General features: G+C 67.0%; 12 protein-coding genes. 11 read left to right on the forward strand and 1 reads right to left on the reverse strand.

All coding sequences use genetic code 11. The features are described 5' to 3' along the window. Positions 1-176 precede the first annotated feature (176 nt). From IFT65_RS01545 to IFT65_RS01595, 11 genes are all read left to right on the forward strand, one after another. The gene (locus IFT65_RS01545) at positions 177-782 is read left to right on the forward strand and encodes a biliverdin-producing heme oxygenase (RefSeq protein ID WP_192079595.1); all 606 of its coding nucleotides are present in this window, start codon (positions 177-179) and stop codon (positions 780-782) included. Continuing rightward, a complete protein-coding gene (locus tag IFT65_RS01550; RefSeq protein WP_192079598.1) occupies positions 779-3010 on the forward strand; it encodes an ATP-binding protein in 2232 nt (743 codons plus the stop codon). The genes IFT65_RS01545 and IFT65_RS01550 overlap by 4 nt, the downstream gene beginning before the upstream one ends. Continuing rightward, positions 3007-3480: a response regulator gene (locus IFT65_RS01555; protein ID WP_192079600.1), complete on the forward strand. Its 474-nt coding sequence runs from the start codon at positions 3007-3009 to the stop codon at positions 3478-3480. The genes IFT65_RS01550 and IFT65_RS01555 overlap by 4 nt, the downstream gene beginning before the upstream one ends. Then, positions 3473-5872, forward strand: coding sequence for a PAS domain-containing protein (locus IFT65_RS01560; RefSeq protein ID WP_192079602.1), 2400 nt, complete (start codon positions 3473-3475; stop codon positions 5870-5872). The genes IFT65_RS01555 and IFT65_RS01560 overlap by 8 nt, the downstream gene beginning before the upstream one ends. Before the next feature lie 431 nt (positions 5873-6303). Next, positions 6304-6810 carry a M23 family metallopeptidase gene (locus tag IFT65_RS01565; protein ID WP_192080100.1) on the forward strand — a complete coding sequence of 169 codons (507 nt, stop codon included), beginning with the start codon at positions 6304-6306 and terminating at the stop codon, positions 6808-6810. Positions 6811-7091: 281 nt separating this feature from the next. Further along, positions 7092-8174, forward strand: coding sequence for a catalase family protein (locus tag IFT65_RS01570; RefSeq protein ID WP_192079604.1), 1083 nt, complete (start codon positions 7092-7094; stop codon positions 8172-8174). 117 nt (positions 8175-8291) lie between these two features. After that, complete coding sequence (paoA, locus tag IFT65_RS01575; protein ID WP_188323960.1) at positions 8292-8936, forward strand: aldehyde dehydrogenase iron-sulfur subunit PaoA; 645 nt, start codon at positions 8292-8294, stop codon at positions 8934-8936. Then, positions 8933-9883: a xanthine dehydrogenase family protein subunit M gene (locus IFT65_RS01580; RefSeq protein ID WP_192079606.1), complete on the forward strand. Its 951-nt coding sequence runs from the start codon at positions 8933-8935 to the stop codon at positions 9881-9883. The genes paoA and IFT65_RS01580 overlap by 4 nt, the downstream gene beginning before the upstream one ends. A 3-nt stretch (positions 9884-9886) precedes the next feature. Next, positions 9887-12085 carry an aldehyde oxidoreductase molybdenum-binding subunit PaoC gene (gene paoC / locus IFT65_RS01585; RefSeq protein WP_192079608.1) on the forward strand — a complete coding sequence of 733 codons (2199 nt, stop codon included), beginning with the start codon at positions 9887-9889 and terminating at the stop codon, positions 12083-12085. After that, positions 12082-13083: an XdhC family protein gene (locus IFT65_RS01590; RefSeq protein ID WP_342365825.1), complete on the forward strand. Its 1002-nt coding sequence runs from the start codon at positions 12082-12084 to the stop codon at positions 13081-13083. The genes paoC and IFT65_RS01590 overlap by 4 nt, the downstream gene beginning before the upstream one ends. Further along, positions 13050-13694 carry a nucleotidyltransferase family protein gene (locus IFT65_RS01595; RefSeq protein ID WP_249404985.1) on the forward strand — a complete coding sequence of 215 codons (645 nt, stop codon included), beginning with the start codon at positions 13050-13052 and terminating at the stop codon, positions 13692-13694. The genes IFT65_RS01590 and IFT65_RS01595 overlap by 34 nt, the downstream gene beginning before the upstream one ends. A 714-nt stretch (positions 13695-14408) precedes the next feature. Here the strand turns inward: IFT65_RS01595 and IFT65_RS01600 are convergent. Continuing rightward, positions 14409-16766: a GH92 family glycosyl hydrolase gene (locus IFT65_RS01600; protein ID WP_192079610.1), complete on the reverse strand. Its 2358-nt coding sequence runs from the start codon at positions 16764-16766 to the stop codon at positions 14409-14411. Positions 16767-16842: the final 76 nt, after the last annotated feature.

Consider the following 16842-nt stretch of genomic DNA (forward strand, 5'->3'; position numbering starts at 1 on the left):
CAACGGGCCGGCTGACGTACCGCAAAGAGCCGAAGCAGCCGGCTGAAGCCGGCTCTACCACCCAGATCCAGCCGATCCACGGGGCTGTTTCTGCATGAAATTCCGTTGACATGACGCGTTCAACCTCTCTGGTATTCTGCTCCGTCCCGCCCAAACGCTCCTGCCCGTCGTCGTCGATGCCAGTACCTGACCCGGCCCTGCCGCCCTCCCGTGCCGAGCGCCTCAAACGCGCTACCCATCAAACGCACGAGCGGCTGGACCAGCGCATCATGGCGGAACGGATCTTCGACAGCCGCGAGCGGTTTGCTGCGTTCCTGCGGGTCCAGCATCGCCTGCACCGGCATGTCGCCGGGATCTATGCGCACGCGTCCCTGCACGCGGTGCTGCCTGACCTGCCTGCGCGCCAACGCCTTGCTGCCATCGAGCAGGATCTGGCCGATCTCGGCGTGCCCGCCCCCGCCCCGCTGCATCCGCCGTTGCGCGATGTGCCGTTCGCTGCAGCACTGGGGTGGCTGTACGTGGTGGAGGGCTCTGCACTGGGTGGCGCGGTGCTGTACAAGATGGCCGCGCGCCTGGGCCTGGATTCCGACTTCGGCGCCCGCCATCTGGCACCTGCCGCAGAGGGCGTCGCCGCGCAGTGGCGGCACTTCACGCTGGCCCTGAACGCCATCCGCCTGACGGCCGAAGAAGAGCAGTGCGTGGAAGACGGAGCCATCACCGCGTTCGCCGCGGTCACGGGATTTGTCCTCCACGAGTTCGCCGTTGCAGAGGAATTTGCATGAACGACGTACCCCCTGCTGCACTGGACCTGTCGAGCTGCGCCCGCGAGCCGATCCATACCCCCGGTGCGATCCAGCCGTATGGTCTGCTGCTGATCGTTGACCCGGTGTCGATGCACGTGGTCGAGCGCGCGATGACCCAGCCGGCGGTGCTGGAATTTTTCGGCGATCCGCTGGACCAGCCGGTCGATGCCGTGCTGGGCGGCGCGCTGGCGCCGTATCGACGCCATCTTGAACATATGGCGCCGGGTGGATCGGTGTTCCTGGGCTCCATCCAGCTGGGCCGCTTTGGTCGCCACCATGCACTGGCGCACCGCAGTGATACGCATTTCATCATCGAACTTGAAGAGCCGGTGGCCGGCGAGCCGGGGTCGCTGGAAGACCTCTACCCGCAGATCAGCCGCTTCATGAGCGAAATCGAGACTGCGGCCAGCGTCGTCGAGCTGTGCGGGATCGGCGCGCGACACGTGCGGGAACTCACCCGCTTCGATCGCACCTTGATCTACCAGTTCGACACGGACTGGAACGGTGCGGTAGTGGCCGAGGACCGCAACGAACAGCTGCCGTCCTACCTGGACCTGCGCTTCCCCGAATCGGATATCCCCGCGCAGGCCCGCGAGCTGTACCGTCGCAACCGCGTGCGACTGATCGCCGACAGTGACTATCAGCCGGTGCCGCTGCTGCGCAGCCCCGCGCATGCCGATGCGGCACCGACCGACCTCAGCCTGGCGATGCTGCGCAGTGTGTCACCGGTGCACCTGCAGTACATGCGCAACATGGGCACCGGCGCGTCGATGTCGGTGTCGCTGTTGAGCGAAGGCACCCTGTGGGGCCTGGTGTCGTGCCACAACCACGTCGCCAAGCGCGTGCCGTACCACGTGCGTACGGCGTGCGAGTTCATCGGCCAGATCCTGTCGATGCAGATCGCACTGAAAGAGCGTGGTGCGGTGGTGGAAGAGCGCATCGCGCGTCGGGCGATCCAGATGCGTCTGCTGGGCCGCATGGCCGGCGATGAAGACTTCATGGCGGCGCTTGGCCGCGACGAACACAGCCTGCTTGCGCTGACCCACGCGCAGGGTGCGGCCATCATCCACCGGGGGCAGTGCGTGCGGCTGGGCGACTGCCCGGCAGAGGAGCACGTCACCGCACTGGTGGCGTGGCTCACCGCCGAACACGCGGGCGACGATGTCTTCCAGACGGATATGCTGCCGGCCCTGTGGGAGCCGGCGCGCGGGTTCGCTGCCGTCGCCAGCGGCGTCATGGCCATCTCCATCTCGCAGCTGCATGACAGCTTCGTGCTGTGGTTCCGCCCGGAAGTCGTGCGCACCGTGCGCTGGGGCGGTGAGCCGAAGAAGCAGCAGGTCGGTGACTCGTTGACGCCCCGCCTGTCCTTCGAGGCGTGGAAGGAAACCGTGCGCGAGCAGTCGTTGCCTTGGCAGGATGTCGATCGCGATGCGGCGCTGGAGCTGCGCACCGCCATCGTCGACATCGTGCTCCGCAAAGCGGAAGAAATGGCCGAGCTCAACGAGCAGCTGGTCCGCAGCAACAAGGAACTCGAAGCCTTCTCCTATTCGGTCAGCCACGACCTGCGCGCGCCGTTCCGGCATATCGTGGGGTATTCCGAGCTGCTCGGCAGTTCGGCGACGGACAAGCTCGACGACACCGAGCGGCGTTACCTGGACACCATCATCGAGTCGGCCAAATCCGCCGGCACCCTGGTGGATGACCTGCTCAGCTTCTCGCAGATGGGCCGCTCCAGCATGGGCTTGGTCGATGTGGACGTGGCCTCGCTGGTGAACGACGTGCGCCGCAGCTTGGCCATGGACTACGAAGGCCGCAGCCTGGACTGGGAGATCGGCACGCTGCCCCGGGTCAAGGCCGATTCAACCATGCTGCGCCTGGTGTGGCAGAACCTGCTGGGCAATGCGATCAAATTCACCCGCGACCGCGAGACCGCCGTCATCCAGGTCGGCAGTGAGCGCGGTAGTGGGGAAGATGTCTTCTTCGTGCGTGACAACGGCTGCGGTTTCGACATGCGCTACGTGGACAAACTGTTCGGCGTGTTCCAGCGCCTGCACCACGCCGATGAATACGAAGGCACGGGCATCGGGCTGGCCAACGTGAACCGCATCATCACTCGCCATGGCGGGCGTGTCTGGGCCGAAGGCGAGCTCGACAAGGGCGCAACGTTCTATTTCTCCATTCCCCATTCCCAAAGAGGCCAAGCATGAGGGACCTGCGACCGATCCTGCTCGTGGAAGACAACGCGAAGGACGCCGAGCTGACCTTGAACGCGCTGGAGCGCTGCCAGCTGCTGAACCAGGTCACGCATGTGCGTGACGGGGCGGAGGCGCTGGATTACCTGCGCCGCGAAGGTGATTACCAGGATGCCAACCATGGCGGCCCGGTGGTGGTACTGCTGGACCTGAAGCTGCCGAAGGTGGACGGACTGGAAGTGCTGGCCGCCGTCCGCGGTGACCCGCACCTGAGCCGCACGCCGATCGTCATGCTGACCTCGTCGCGCGAGGAGCAGGACCTGGTGCGAAGCTACGAGTTGGGCGTCAACGCCTTCGTGGTGAAGCCGGTCGACTTCAAGGAGTTCTTCGATGCCATCCAGGGACTGGGCATGTTCTGGGGCATCACCAACAATCCCCCGCCGCATCCGCTGACCGCATCCGGGCAAGGCCGAACGAATGACTGAACCCCGCCGGGATGCGCCGATCCGCATCCTCATGCTGGAAGACAGCGCGCTCGATGCCGAACTGATCACGGCGCAGCTTTCGCGCGCGCGCCTGAACTTCACGGTGCAGCGTGTCTGGACCCGCGCCGCGTTCCTGGCGGAGCTGGATGACCAGCGCTACGACATCATCCTTGCCGATCATGTGCTGCCCGGCTTCGACGGGGACAGCGCACTGCAGCTTACCCAGGAGCTGATGCCGCGCATTCCCTTCATCTTCGTCTCGGGTACGTTGACCGAAGAGCTGGCGGTGCAGGCATTGACCCGCGGTGCGCGCGACTACGTGGTCAAGCAGCGCCTGCAGCGGCTGCCCGACGCCATCATCCGCGCCATCGAAGAGGGCCATGCGCGCTTCAAGCTGCTCAGCGCAGAGCATGAGCTCAAGCAGAGCCGCGACCGGCTGCAGCTGATCACGGACTCCATGCCGGCGCTGATCGCGCACCTGGATCCGGACCATCGCTACCAGTTCGCCAATACCGCGTACGAAGCCTGGCACGGACGTCCGCCAGCCGAATTGATTGGCCTGCAGGTGAAGGAAGTGGTCGGCTCGGCGCTGTTCGATGCCGCCCTGCCCCACCTGCAACAGGTGCTGGAAGGCCAGCGGGTCCGGTTTGAGCTCGAAGTGCCGCGCGCCGACGGGACACCACGGCACGTGTTGCTGGACGGCGTGCCGGAGATCAGCGCGGATGGCCACGTTGCGGGGTACTACACGCTGGGTCGCGACATCAGCGACCTGAAGCAGGCCGAGCTGCTGCTGCGCGACGCGAACGAATCGCTGGAACAGCAGGTGCAGCAGCGTACCGCCGACCTGCAGCAGAGTGAAAGCAGGCTGCAGGCCTTGTTCGAATCAAGTTTCCAGCTGCAGAACCTGCTCGACACCGACGGACGTGTGGTGGACGCGAACCGCGCCTCGCTGGCCGCCATCCTGTCCAGCAAGGACGCGGTGAGCGGCGAGCTGTTCTGCGATTCGGCGTGGTTCGCGGCATCCCCGGGAGCCGGCGACGTGGTCTGCGCTGCGGTGGTTGCAGCGGCGAGCGGCAATGAATCGCGGCATGAGCTCGACCTGCAGTTGCCGACCGGCAGGCGGTCGTTTGATTTTTCGTTCCGGCCGCTGCTGGACCATCAGGGGCGGATCACCGCCGTGGTGTCCGAAGCGGTGGAAACCACGGCACGCCGCCAGGCTGAAGAAGCCCTGCGCCAGAGCCAGAAGATCGAAGCGGTAGGCCAGCTGACCGGTGGCATCGCGCACGACTTCAACAACATCCTGACGGTGATCGCCGGCAACGTGGAACACGCCAAGCTGCTGGTGGACCGTCAGTCCGAGGCCAGCAGCCCGGTAGCGCGTCCACTCGACAATGCGCTAAAGGGCGTGATGCGTGCGGCCAGCCTGACCCAGCGTCTGCTCGCGTTCGCACGCCGGCAGCCGCTGATGAACCAGGCAGTCAACCTCAACGAGCAGGTGCTCGGCATGCAGGACATGCTGCAGCGCGCCTTGGGCGAACTGGTCCGCCTGCAGATCGACGCCGCCCCGGACATGTGGTGCGTCGAAGTGGATCCGAGCCAGTTGGAAGCATCGATCCTCAATCTGGCGGTGAATGCGCGTGATGCGATGCCCGACGGGGGCACCCTGGTGCTGGAGACCGGTACCGGCGTGCTGGACGACGATTTCGTCGAACAGAACCCGGACGTACCGCCCGGACAATATGCGGTGCTGCGGGTGCGTGACAGTGGACACGGCATGGGGCCGGACACCATGGCGCGTGTGTTCGAGCCGTTCTTCACCACCAAGGAAGTCGGTCGCGGCACGGGCTTGGGGCTGTCGATGGTGTACGGCTTCGTCAAGCAGTCCGGCGGGCATGTGCAGTTGGAGTCGGTGCCTGGCGAGGGGACGGTGATCACCCTGCTGTTCCCGCGTTCCAGCCTGCCGCTCCCGGGCCCCCGTCCAGCGGAAGACAGTGGCTACGCCGAATACGAATCGCAGGATGAGACGATCCTGGTCGCCGAAGACAACGATGATGTGCGTGCCTACACCGTGGATGCACTGCGTCAACTGGGCTACCGCGTACTGGAAGCGCACGATGGGCCGTCCGCGATTCGTCTGTTGGAGCGGCCGGACGTGGAAATCGACCTGCTGTTTTCAGACATCGTGATGCCCGGCATGACCGGTTGGGAGCTGGCCAGGGAGTCGCGCGAGCGAAAGCCGGAGCTGCGCATCCTGTTTACCTCTGGCTATCCGCGCGACCATCAAGCCAACAACCAGCTCGGGCGGCCCATCGCCATCCTGCCCAAGCCGTTCACCCGCATTGATCTGGCCCGCGCGGTCCGCGGCACCCTGGACGAGCACGCGCCCCGCTGACGGGTCGTGCCGCTGCCCGTCGGACGGCACCTGACCCCGACGGCACCTGCCTCTCGGACGGTGCCCGCCCCCCGGATGGCACCTGCCCCGGACGATGCCCGCCCCCGGTAGAGCCGACTTCAGTCGGCTGCAGACGCATCGGCTGACGGACGCATCGGCTGACGGACGCATCGGCTGACGGACGCGTCGACGATCAAACCCGCCGACGCTCCGCGTTTACCCACCCGTCGCCGCCCTCTTCGCCCCCTGCACGGGGCCGACGACAACGTGCCGTTGATGCAACGCCTGCCATGCTGAAGCCCCTTTCCTCCTGACAGGCACACCGCTTGGCTCCCGATTCCGCTCCTCCCGTGCAGCGCACGGCCGCCCGCACACTTCGCCGGTGGCTGCTGCGCCTGTTCTGGCTCATCGCGCTGGTCGTGCTGGGTGGGATGTTCTGGAACAGCCGCTGGGCCGAGGTGCCACGTGCGATGTGGGAGATATCACGGATGCCGCCGCCCACGGCACTTCCGGTACCCGTGGAAGGTGTCGCCGCGCGGCGCATAGCCGACACCTTCGGTGCACCGCGCGGCGCGGACCGCACCCATGCAGGCATCGATATTTTTGCGTCGCGCGGCACGGCCGTGCGCAGTGCCACGCGCGGGATCGTTACCGATGTGCGCGAAAGCGGCCTGGGCGGACGCCAGGTCTGGGTGCAGGGGCCGGCGCGCGAACGGTATTACTACGCCCATCTGGAGGGCTGGCGCGATGGGCTGGCGCGGGGCGAGGTGATCGAGCCGGGTACGGTCCTGGGCTACGTGGGCGATACCGGCAACGCCAAGGGGACGCCTCCTCATCTGCACTGGGGTATCTACGGGGCCGACGGCGCTTACGATCCGTTGCCGTTGCTGCGCGCCGGTGCGGAGGGGACCGCGGGGGGTTCAACGGCAGCCGACTGAAGTCGGCTCTACCAGGCGTGGTTGGAGGGACCACGGCGGGTTCAGCGGCAGCCGACTGAAGTCGGCTCTACCAAGCGTTGTTGCCACGCGGGTTTACCACGGGGGTTACCAAGCGTTGTTTCCACGCGCGTTGTCCAGGTACGTCCAGTGGATGCTACCGACAGGGATGATGTGAAGCGGAGGTCGGGGTGCGGGCACGCGGCCTCCACCGGCGGTGCGGGAAGGTGTCGGCTGGAACGCCATCCACCGACAGCTCCTTCCATGCTGATGCAGGACACCCCATGAATTCCATTGCGCCCCCTGTTGCCTTCGATCCATCCGTTGAACAGCCTGAGAAGGACGAAGCCGAGCATATCGCCGCGCTGTCCGAGGTGTTCTCCGGCATGGCGCGCACCGTCGCCGATGAAGAGGGCCACGCCCACCGGGCCGTGCATGCCAAGGGTCAGGGCCTGTTGAAAGGTGAACTGCAGGTCTTCGAGGGCTTGCCTCCCGAGCTCGCGCAGGGCCTGTTCGCTTCCCCTGGGCGGCATCGCGCGCTGATGCGCCTCTCGTCCCCTCCCGCCGAACAGCTTCCGGATACCGTCTCCACCCCGCGTGCCGTCGCGGTGAAGGTGCTGGAGGTCGCAGGCGAGCGTCTACCGGGCGACGAAGAGCAGCACACCCAGGATTTCCTGATGGTCAACGGGCCTGCATTCAGCACGCCGGGCGTTGCCGGCTTCCTGCGTGCGGCGCGTCTGCTGGCGTCGACCACAGAGCGCATGCCGCGCACCAAACGGGTGATCTCGGCGACGCTGCGCGCGGCGGAGGCGGCGTTGGAAGCCGTCGGCACGGAGAGTGCCACCCTCAAGTCGATGGGCGGCGAACCCCAGCATCATCCGTTGGGCGAAACCTTCTTCAGCCAGGTGCCGTATCGCTACGGCGCCTACATTGCCAAATTCTCACTGGCGCCGCTGTCGGACTCGCTGCTTGCGTTGAAGGATCAGTCGCTCACGGGCAGTGAAGATGCACAGCGCGACGCCGTCGTGGCGTTCTTCGCCACCCTGCAGGAGCCCGCGGTGTGGGCACTGCGGGTCCAGCTGTGCCGCGATCTGGAACGCATGCCCGTAGAGGACGCGTCAGTGGCGTGGCCGGAAGAAGAAAGTCCCTGGCAGGAGGTCGCGCACCTCATCATGCCGCGCCAGGCCGCCTGGCAGGAGGGCGAATCACAGGCCGCAGAGGATGCGCTCGCCTTCGCGCCGTGGCATGCCCTCGCCGCGCACAAGCCACTGGGCAGCATCAACCGTGCGCGGCGCGTGGTGATGGCCGGCTCACGGCGCTTCCGCAGTGAGTTCAACCGCTGCCCCATTCACGAGCCGCGCTCGTGAATCGCGCGGCCGGTTCACCCGATGACCACCCCGTGCGCGCCATGCTGGGGGCGTCGGCGGTGTCCGACCCTGCTCCCCTGAGCCAAGTCTGCATCAGCCAAAGAGGAACTGTCCTGCATGAATACCCCTTCCGAATTCGCGCTCAGCCGGCGCGACCTGCTGAAACTGGGCGCGGGCTCGGCGTCCGTGATCGCGATACCCACGGCCATGGCTGACGTCCCCGGTGCACGTGAGCCGGCCCGCGCTCCGGTCGTCGAAAAAGTGAACTTTCGCGTCAATGGCAAGAAGCAGTCGCTGCAGCTGGACACGCGCGTGACCCTGCTTGACGCGCTACGCGAGCACCTTCAGCTGACCGGCACCAAGAAGGGCTGCGACCACGGACAATGCGGTGCCTGCACCGTCATCGTGGATGGCCGCCGGATCAACGCCTGCCTGACGCTGGCCGTGATGCACGAAGGGGCCGAGATCACCACCATCGAAGGGCTGGGGTCACCGGATGACCTGCACCCCATGCAGGCGGCCTTCGTCAAGCATGATGGCTACCAGTGCGGCTATTGCACCCCCGGCCAGATCTGTTCGGCCGTGTCGGTGCTGCAGGAAATCAAGGACGGCATTCCCAGCCACGTGACCGGCGACCTGCAGGCGGGCGCAACGCTCAGCGCCGAAGAAATCCGCGAACGCATGAGCGGCAACATCTGCCGCTGTGGCGCCTATTCCAACATCGTGGACGCGATCGAAGACGTGGGAGGCAAGCGCGCATGAGAGCCTTTACCTACGAACGCGCCCGCACGCCGGCCGAAGCGGCGGCGGCCGCTGCACGTACCCACGGCGCGCGCTTCATCGCCGGTGGCACCAACCTGCTGGATCTCATGAAGCTCGAAATCGAGATCCCGACCCATCTGATCGATGTAAATGGCCTGAAGCTGGACACCATCGAGGCAACCGACGACGGCGGCGTACGCATCGGCGCCCTTGTCCGCAATACCGACCTGGCGGCCGATGCGCGCATCCGTCGTGACTATGCGCTGTTGACACGCGCACTCGTTGCCGGTGCGTCCGGCCAGCTGCGCAACAAGGCAACGACCGCAGGCAACCTGCTGCAACGGACCCGTTGCCCGTATTTCTATGACACCGCCCAGCCCTGCAACAAGCGCCTTCCCGGCAGCGGCTGTGCGGCCATCGGCGGTGTCAGTCGGCAGTTGGCGGTCATCGGCACCAGCACGGCCTGCATCGCCACCCATCCCAGTGACATGGCGGTGGCGATGATGCTGCTGGCGGCCGTGGTGGAGACCGTGCGGCCGGACGGCAGCACGCGGCAGATTGCCTTGGACACGTTCTATCGCGCACCGGGCAGTACCCCGCATATCGAAACCCTGCTTGAGAAGGGCGAACTGATTGCCGCCGTCAGGCTGCCTGCGCCGCTGGGCGGCACGCATCTGTATCGCAAGGTACGCGACCGCGCGTCGTATGCCTTCGCACTGGTGTCGGTCGCGGCGGTGATCCAGGCCGACGGGAGTGGCCGTGTCGCGCTGGGCGGTGTCGCCTACAAGCCGTGGCGCAGTGATGCAGCCGACGCCCTGCTGCCGCAGGGCGCGCAGGCCGTGATCGGTGCGCTGCTCCAGGGTGCGGCGCCGACACCGGAGAACCAGTTCAAGGTCCAGTTGGCGCAGCGCACGCTGGCGTCGGTATTGATGCAGGCGAGGAGCTGATCCATGAAATTCGACACCCCTGCGGGACGCAATCCCATCGACCAGATGAAGGTGGTCGGCAAGCCGCTGGACCGTATCGACGGTCCGCTGAAGACCACCGGTCACGCGAAATATGCCTACGAGTGGCATGACGCCGTGCCCTCGCCCGCTTACGGCTACGTGGTCGGTGCTGGCATCGCCAAAGGCCGCGTGACCTCGATGGAGCTTGACGCGGCGCGTCGCTCGCCGGGCGTGCTGGCCATCGTCACCGCCGACAATGCCGGCACCCTGCACAAGGCGGGACGCAATGCGGCTGCGCTGCTCGGCGGCCCTGAGGTGGCGCACTACCATCAGGCGCTGGCGCTGGTCGTGGCGGAAACCTTCGAGCAGGCACGCGCGGCCGCTGACCTGGTGCGTATCCGCTACGCACCCGCGAAGGGCGTGTTCGACCTCGATGCCGCGAAGGCGGCCGGTGGACCGCTGCAGGACACCGATCCGGATGCGCGCGTGGGCAGTTTCGAAAAAGCCTTCGGCGAGGCGCCGGTGACGTTGGATGCCACGTACCACACGCCGGATCAGTCCCACGCCATGATGGAGCCGCATGCATCGCTGGCCGCGTGGGAGGGTGACCAGCTGACGGTGTGGACGTCCAACCAGATGATCGAGTGGGGCAAGAAGGACCTGGCCAAGACGCTCGGCGTGCCCGAGGACAAGGTCCGGTTGATTTCGCCGTACATCGGCGGCGGCTTCGGCGGAAAGCTGTTCATCCGCTCCGACGTGGTGCTCGCCGCGCTGGGTGCACGGGCGGCCAAGCGACCGGTGAAACTGGCGCTGTCGCGGCCGCTGATCGCCAACAACACGACCCACCGCCCCGCCACCATCCAGCGCATCCGCCTGGGGGCTACGGCAGAGGGCACGCTCACCGCGATCGGGCATGAATCCTGGTCGGGTAACCTGCCGGGTGGCTCGCCGGAAGAGGCGATCCAGCAGACCAAGTTCCTGTACGCCGGTGCGAACCGCTTGGCCGGCCTGCGATTGCACACGATTGACTTGCCGGAAGGCAACGCGATGCGCGCGCCCGGCGAAACGCCTGGCCTGATGGCGCTGGAAATCGCCATGGATGAGATGGCGGAGAAGCTCAAGCTGGACCCGGTGGAGTTCCGCATCCGCAACGATACGCAGGTGGATCCCTCCGATCCGAAGCGTCCGTTCTCCCAGCGCCAACTGGTGCAGTGCCTGCGTGATGGTGCTCAGCGCTTCGGCTGGGACAAGCGGTCCGCCGTTCCCGCGCAGCAGCGCGATGGGCGCTGGCTGGTCGGCATGGGGGTCGCTGCGGGCTTCCGCAACAATCTGGTGATGAAATCCGGTGCCCGCATCCGCCTGGATGGCAAAGGCCACGTCACCGTCGAAACGGACATGACGGATATCGGTACCGGCAGCTATACGATCCTGGGCCAGACGGCCGCTGAAATGCTCGGCGTGTCGCTCGATCAGGTGACGGTGAAACTCGGCGACTCCAGCTTCCCTGCCTCCGCCGGGTCGGGTGGCCAGTGGGGTGCGAACAGTGCGACGGCAGGCGTATTCGCCGCCTGCACCAAGCTGCGCGAAACCGTGGCGGCGCGATTGGGCTTCTCCGCCGATACCGCCACCTTCGCCGATGGCACGGTACGCGATGGCACGCGTTCGGCACCGCTGGGCAAGGCCGCAGCCGACGGTGAACTGGTGGTGGAGGACTTCATCGAGTTCGACAAGCTGCAGGAGCAGTACCAGCAGTCGACGTTCGCCGCCCACTTCGTCGAGGTGGGCGTTGACATGGCCACCGGTGAAAGTCGCATCCGTCGCATGCTGGCCGTGTGCGCGGCCGGCCGCATCCTCAACCCGAAAACGGCGCGCAGCCAGGTCATCGGTGCGATGACGATGGGCATCGGCGCGGCGCTCTCAGAGGAGCTTGCCGTGGATACGCGCCTGGGCTTCTTCGTCAACCACGACCTGGCCGGCTACGAAGTGCCGGTGCACGCCGACGTGCCACACCAGGAGGTCGTGTTCCTGGACGAGGCAGACGCCGTGTCCTCGCCGATGAAAGCAAAGGGCGTGGGCGAGCTGGGCCTGTGCGGGGTGAGCGCGGCGGTCGCCAATGCGATCTACAACGCGACAGGGGTGCGTGTCCGTGACTACCCGGTCACCTTGGACAAGCTGCTGCCGGGCCTGCCGGATATCGCGTGACCCTGCCCTTCAATGAAACGGTGATGGAGGTGCACGACGCCGGGCTGCCGCAGGTACTGGAGGCGTGCATCGGCGCGCTCGGTACCGGCGAACCGGCGGCCATCGCGGTGGTGCTGGAAACGCTGGGCTCGACTTACGCGCGTGCCGGCACGGTCGTGTTGTTCGCCCAGGATCAGCACGTGGGTTGGTTGAGCGGTGGCTGCCTGGAGCCGGAGATCGAACGCTGCGCGCTGCAGGCCGCGTCCCAGGGGTGCATCGACTGGATGGAGATCGATACCCGCGATGACGCTGCGCTGTTCAGCGGCAACGCCGTCGGTTGCCGGGGCTGCCAGCGCATCGCGCTGATCCCGCTGGGTGCGTTGCCGGGGTGCACGCCCGTGCTCCAGGCCTGGTTGGACGGGGCCGGCGCCCTGCGGCTGGCACTCGATGCGTCTGGGGGTGTCAGGCTGGCCTGCGACACGCAGTGCAGCGAGGCACGTCTGCCAGTGCAGGCGGTGCCGTGGCGTGCCGAGCAGACCCGTTGGAGTCTGCAGTGGGCGCCCCCGCCGCGTGTTCTGCTGCTGGGTGCAGGGCCCGAGGCAACGCCTCTGGTTCCTGCACTGCGCGGTCTAGGATGGCGGGTAACCGTCAACGACCCACGTATCGCATGGCGTGAGCGCTGCGCGCTGGCGGTGGCCTCGGACGGAGTCGAGGCGGCGCTGGCCGAAGGCGGTCCGTTCGATGCGGTGCTGGTCATGCACCACAACTTCGAACTGGACCTGCAGGCCTTGAACGCCCTTGCTGCAACGCAGGTACCCTTCGTCGGTCTGCTGGGTCCTGCACGGCGTCGCGATGACCTGTTCACGCTGCTTCCGCCAGCTGCCCTCGAGGCCTTGGCGGACCGCCTGCGTTCGCCGATTGGTCTGGATCTGGGCGGTCGCGGACCCCATGCGATCGCGTTGAGTATTGCCGCCCAGCTCCAGGCATGGCGCCACGCGTCCGCGTTGCCCGTTTCATGACGACGGGTGCACCTGCGCACGCGGTCGTGGTGTTGGCGGCCGGCGGCAGCACGCGTCTCGGCCAGCCCAAGCAGTGGCTGTGCCGCGATGGAGAAACCCTGTTGCACCGCGCGGTGCGCCTCGCGACTGAGACGGCGCCGGAGGCGGTGTGGGTCGTGGTCGCCGAGGCGAACGAGGCCACATCGCAGGCGCTGGCGGATCTCCGCTGCACGCAACTGGTCAACACGAGTCCCACTGCGGACATGGCCGACAGCCTGCGTAGGGCAGCGGATGCGGTGCGGGCAGTTCCGCAGGTGCTGGTGATGCTCTGCGATCAGCCGGCGCTGACGCGGGGACACCTGCGGGCATTGCTGGACGGTGCGCGCGGGTCCGCCTCTGGCTGCGCTGCGACGTTGCTGCACGGACTGGCGGCCGTCCCCGCCGTGGTGCCGGGACACTGGTTCGACGCGGTGTCTCCGGGCACGGTCGGCGGCGGGTTCCGCCAGCGGCTGCGTGCGCTCCCGCGCGAGACGGTGTTTCTGCTGCCCAGCACGGAACTGGAGCTGGATATCGACACACCGGACGACCTGCGCGCCGCGCGCCAGCAAGGGCTGATCGACGCCGAAGGTTGAGGCGTACCCGGCATCACGCACGACACCGATTCGGTAGCGCCGAGCCACGCTCGGCGAGCGCAGCGGCGCCTTCCGTCCTCCCGCACGTAGCCGGCATTCCGCCGAGCATGGCTCGGCGCTACCCGGTGTCGCACGGTGATGGATTCCGCCGGTGGCCGGCGTTGCCGGGGCCGCGGGGCGTTGTGGGAACGGTGGCGCCGAGCCACGCTCGGCGAGCGCAGCGGCGCCTTTCGTCACCCCGCACGTAGCCGGCATTCCGCCGAGCATGGCTCGGCGCTACCCGGTGTCGCACGGTGATGGATCCATCGGTGGCCGGCGTAGCCGGGGCTGCGGGGCGTTATGGGAACGGTAGCGCCGAGCCGCGCTCGGCGAGCGCAGCGGCGCCTTTCGTCACCCCGCACGTGGCCGGCATTCCGCCGAGCACGGCTCGGCGCTACCCGGTGTCGCACGGTGATGGATTCCGCCGATGGCCGGCGTTGCCGGGGCCGCGGGGCGTTGTGGGAACGGTGGCGCCGAGCCACGCTCGGCGAGCGCAGCGGCGCCTTTCGTCCTCCCGCACCTGGCCGGCATTCCGCCGAGCACGGCTCGGCGCTACCCGGTGTCGCACGGTGATCGATTCCGCCGGTGGTCGGCGTTGCCGGGGCCGCGGGGCGTTATGAGAACGGTAGCGCCGAGCCACGCTCGGCGAGCGCAGCGGCGCCTTCGTCCGGGACCTTACTCTGCCCGGGTCATCGAATACGGGGCGTCGGCGCCCTGTCCTGGCCATGCGGTGTTGGGCTCGGCCTGCATCACGAAATGCAGCTCGCCGCCTGCCAGGATCTCATCGTGGCGCAGGAACGCTCGCTGCAGCGGCGTGCCGTTGAGCGTGACGGACCCGACGTAGGCGTGTCCGGCCTTCAGCCCATCGGCGACGATGCGGAACGTCTTGCCGTTCGGCAGATGCAACGCCGCCTTCGGCAGGAACGGCCGGCCGATGGTGTACTCGCCACTGCCCGGTGCCACCGGATAGAACCCCAACGCCGTGAACAGGTACCACGCCGACATCTGTCCCAGGTCATCGTTGCCGGCCAGCCCGTCAGGACGGTCGGCGTACTGCGTGTCCATGATCTGCTTCAGGCGTGCCTGCGTGCGCCAGGGCTGCCCCGCGTGGGCGTACAGATAAGCCACGTGATGGCTGGGTTCGTTGCCGTGTGCATACCAGCCGATGAGACCGGTGATGTCCTCCATGTGCTCGAACACCGACGGATCCACCTTCGCCTCGAACACCTGGTCCAGCCGGGCCAGCAGGGCGTCGGCCCCGCCGTGTGCGTCGGCCAGACCCCGCACGTCCTGCGGCACATACCAGGAGTACTGCCATGCATTGCCCTCCGTGTAGTCGGTGCCGTAACCGCTCGCCGATGGATCAAACGGCGTACGGAAGCTGCCGTCGCGCTTGCGCGCCCGCATGAAACCCGTCTCCGCATCGAACGCATGTTTCCAGTTGCCGGCGCGCTTGTTGAAGGTCGCGGCCACGTCGCTGCGGCCCATCGCCTCGGCCATGCGGGCGATGGTCCAGTCGTCGTAGGCATATTCCAGCGTCTTGCTGGCCGCCTCGCCTTCTTCGTCGATCGGCACCCACCCCAGCTCACGATACTGCGCGATGCCATCGTAGGGACCGTGGTTCGCGGTCGCGACCATCGCATCCAGCGCCTTGTCCGCATCGAAGCCGCGGATGCCCTTGAGGTACGCGTCGGCGATTACCGGTACCGCGTGGTAGCCGATCATGCACCACGTTTCCTGGCCATGGAACGACCACACCGGCAGCATGCTGTAGGGGCTGTGCTGCTGGTGGGCCAGCAGCGAATTGATGAAGTCGCTGTTGCGCTGCTCCGGCTGCACCAGGGTCAGCAGCGGATGCAGGGCGCGGTAGGTATCCCACAACGAGAACGTCGAATGGTGGCGGAAGCCTTCCGCGCGATGCACGGCATTGTCGGGGCCGCGGTACTGCCCATCCACATCCATCGACAATGTCGGGCCCAGCAGCGAGTGGTACAGCGCCGTGTAGGCACTGCGCTGGTCGGCGCGCGGTGCGTCGATGTCCAGGACGCCCAGCGCGTCGGTCCACTTCTTTTTGGCCTCGGCGCGCACGCGGTCGAAGTCGTAATCCGGTACCTCCGCATCCAGGTTGGCGATCGCGCCGGCCTCACTGACCGAAGAAATCGCGACCTTCACCACCAGCGGGCCCTGAAGCGTGCCGAAGTCGAAGGTGGCCACCAGCTGCCGTCCTTCGATCTGCGCCCGCTGCAACGGCGACCCGTGGCCCGGCGGCGGAAACCCCTTGTAGGCGATGTCCGTTTCCGTATTGTGCAGCGCATGCGCCTGCAGGGGCCGCGAGAAACGCAGGGCGAAGTACAGCTGCCGACCCGGCGCCCAGCCCCGCGTTTCGCGGAATCCGGTCACGGTGCCGTCGTCGCGTACCCGCAGGCGCGACCACAGGATCTTGCCGGGGTAGTCGTACAGGCTGGTGCGAAGGTCCAACAGCACCTTCGCTTCATCGCCCTTGGCGAACGCATACCGGTGCACACCGACGCGCTCGCTGGTGGTCAGTTCGGCGCGTACGCGATAGTCGTCCAGGGTGACCGCGTAGTAGCCGGGCTCGGCTTTTTCGTCGTCGTGCGTGAAGCGGGAGGCATAGCCACTACGCGGTTTCTCCGGATCGCCCCGCTCCAGGCCCGGATCGCCGGTGTACGGCATCAACAGCACGTCGCCCAGATCGGAATGCCCGGAGCCCGAGAAATGCGTGTGCGAGAAGCCGACGATGCTGGTGTCGTCATGGCGGTAGCCAGCAGCCCAGTCATAGGCTTTCTCGCGGGGCTGGATGCGGGTATCCGGACTCAATTGCACCATGCCGAACGGCACCGTGGCGCCGGGGTAGGTGTGACCCTCACCGGCCGTGCCGATGAACGGGTCCACCGAGGCGAACGCGCGCTCCCCGATCGTGGCTGCGCTGGTGAGGCTTGAGCCGGTGGCCAGGCAGATGCCCGCAGCCCAGGCCACCCAGTGACGCGTCACGCTGATTCCCATGGTCGGCATTTAGATCGATTCAGGAGAGTCGATCCTAGCATCACGAAAGCACGCCAGCATGTTGCACTGCCGCGCCTGCGCGCGA

Origin of the sequence: Stenotrophomonas sp. CFBP 13725 (assembly GCF_014841935.1) — a bacterium.
Taxonomy (GTDB): Bacteria; Pseudomonadota; Gammaproteobacteria; order Xanthomonadales; family Xanthomonadaceae; genus Stenotrophomonas.

Excerpts from the sequence above, each read along its gene's own strand:
- IFT65_RS01550 (WP_192079598.1), top strand. The coding sequence starts at position 779 with ATGAACGACGTACCCCCTGCTGCACTGGACCTGTCGAGCTGCGCCCGC.
- paoA (WP_188323960.1), top strand. The coding sequence starts at position 8,292 with ATGAATACCCCTTCCGAATTCGCGCTCAGCCGGCGCGACCTGCTGAAA.
- IFT65_RS01560 (WP_192079602.1), top strand. The coding sequence starts at position 3,473 with ATGACTGAACCCCGCCGGGATGCGCCGATCCGCATCCTCATGCTGGAA.
- IFT65_RS01555 (WP_192079600.1), top strand. The coding sequence starts at position 3,007 with ATGAGGGACCTGCGACCGATCCTGCTCGTGGAAGACAACGCGAAGGAC.
- IFT65_RS01565 (WP_192080100.1), top strand. The coding sequence starts at position 6,304 with ATGTTCTGGAACAGCCGCTGGGCCGAGGTGCCACGTGCGATGTGGGAG.
- IFT65_RS01600 (WP_192079610.1), bottom strand. The coding sequence starts at position 16,766 with ATGCCGACCATGGGAATCAGCGTGACGCGTCACTGGGTGGCCTGGGCT.
- paoC (WP_192079608.1), top strand. The coding sequence starts at position 9,887 with ATGAAATTCGACACCCCTGCGGGACGCAATCCCATCGACCAGATGAAG.
- IFT65_RS01580 (WP_192079606.1), top strand. The coding sequence starts at position 8,933 with ATGAGAGCCTTTACCTACGAACGCGCCCGCACGCCGGCCGAAGCGGCG.
- IFT65_RS01570 (WP_192079604.1), top strand. The coding sequence starts at position 7,092 with ATGAATTCCATTGCGCCCCCTGTTGCCTTCGATCCATCCGTTGAACAG.
- IFT65_RS01545 (WP_192079595.1), top strand. The coding sequence starts at position 177 with ATGCCAGTACCTGACCCGGCCCTGCCGCCCTCCCGTGCCGAGCGCCTC.
- IFT65_RS01595 (WP_249404985.1), top strand. The coding sequence starts at position 13,050 with ATGGCGCCACGCGTCCGCGTTGCCCGTTTCATGACGACGGGTGCACCT.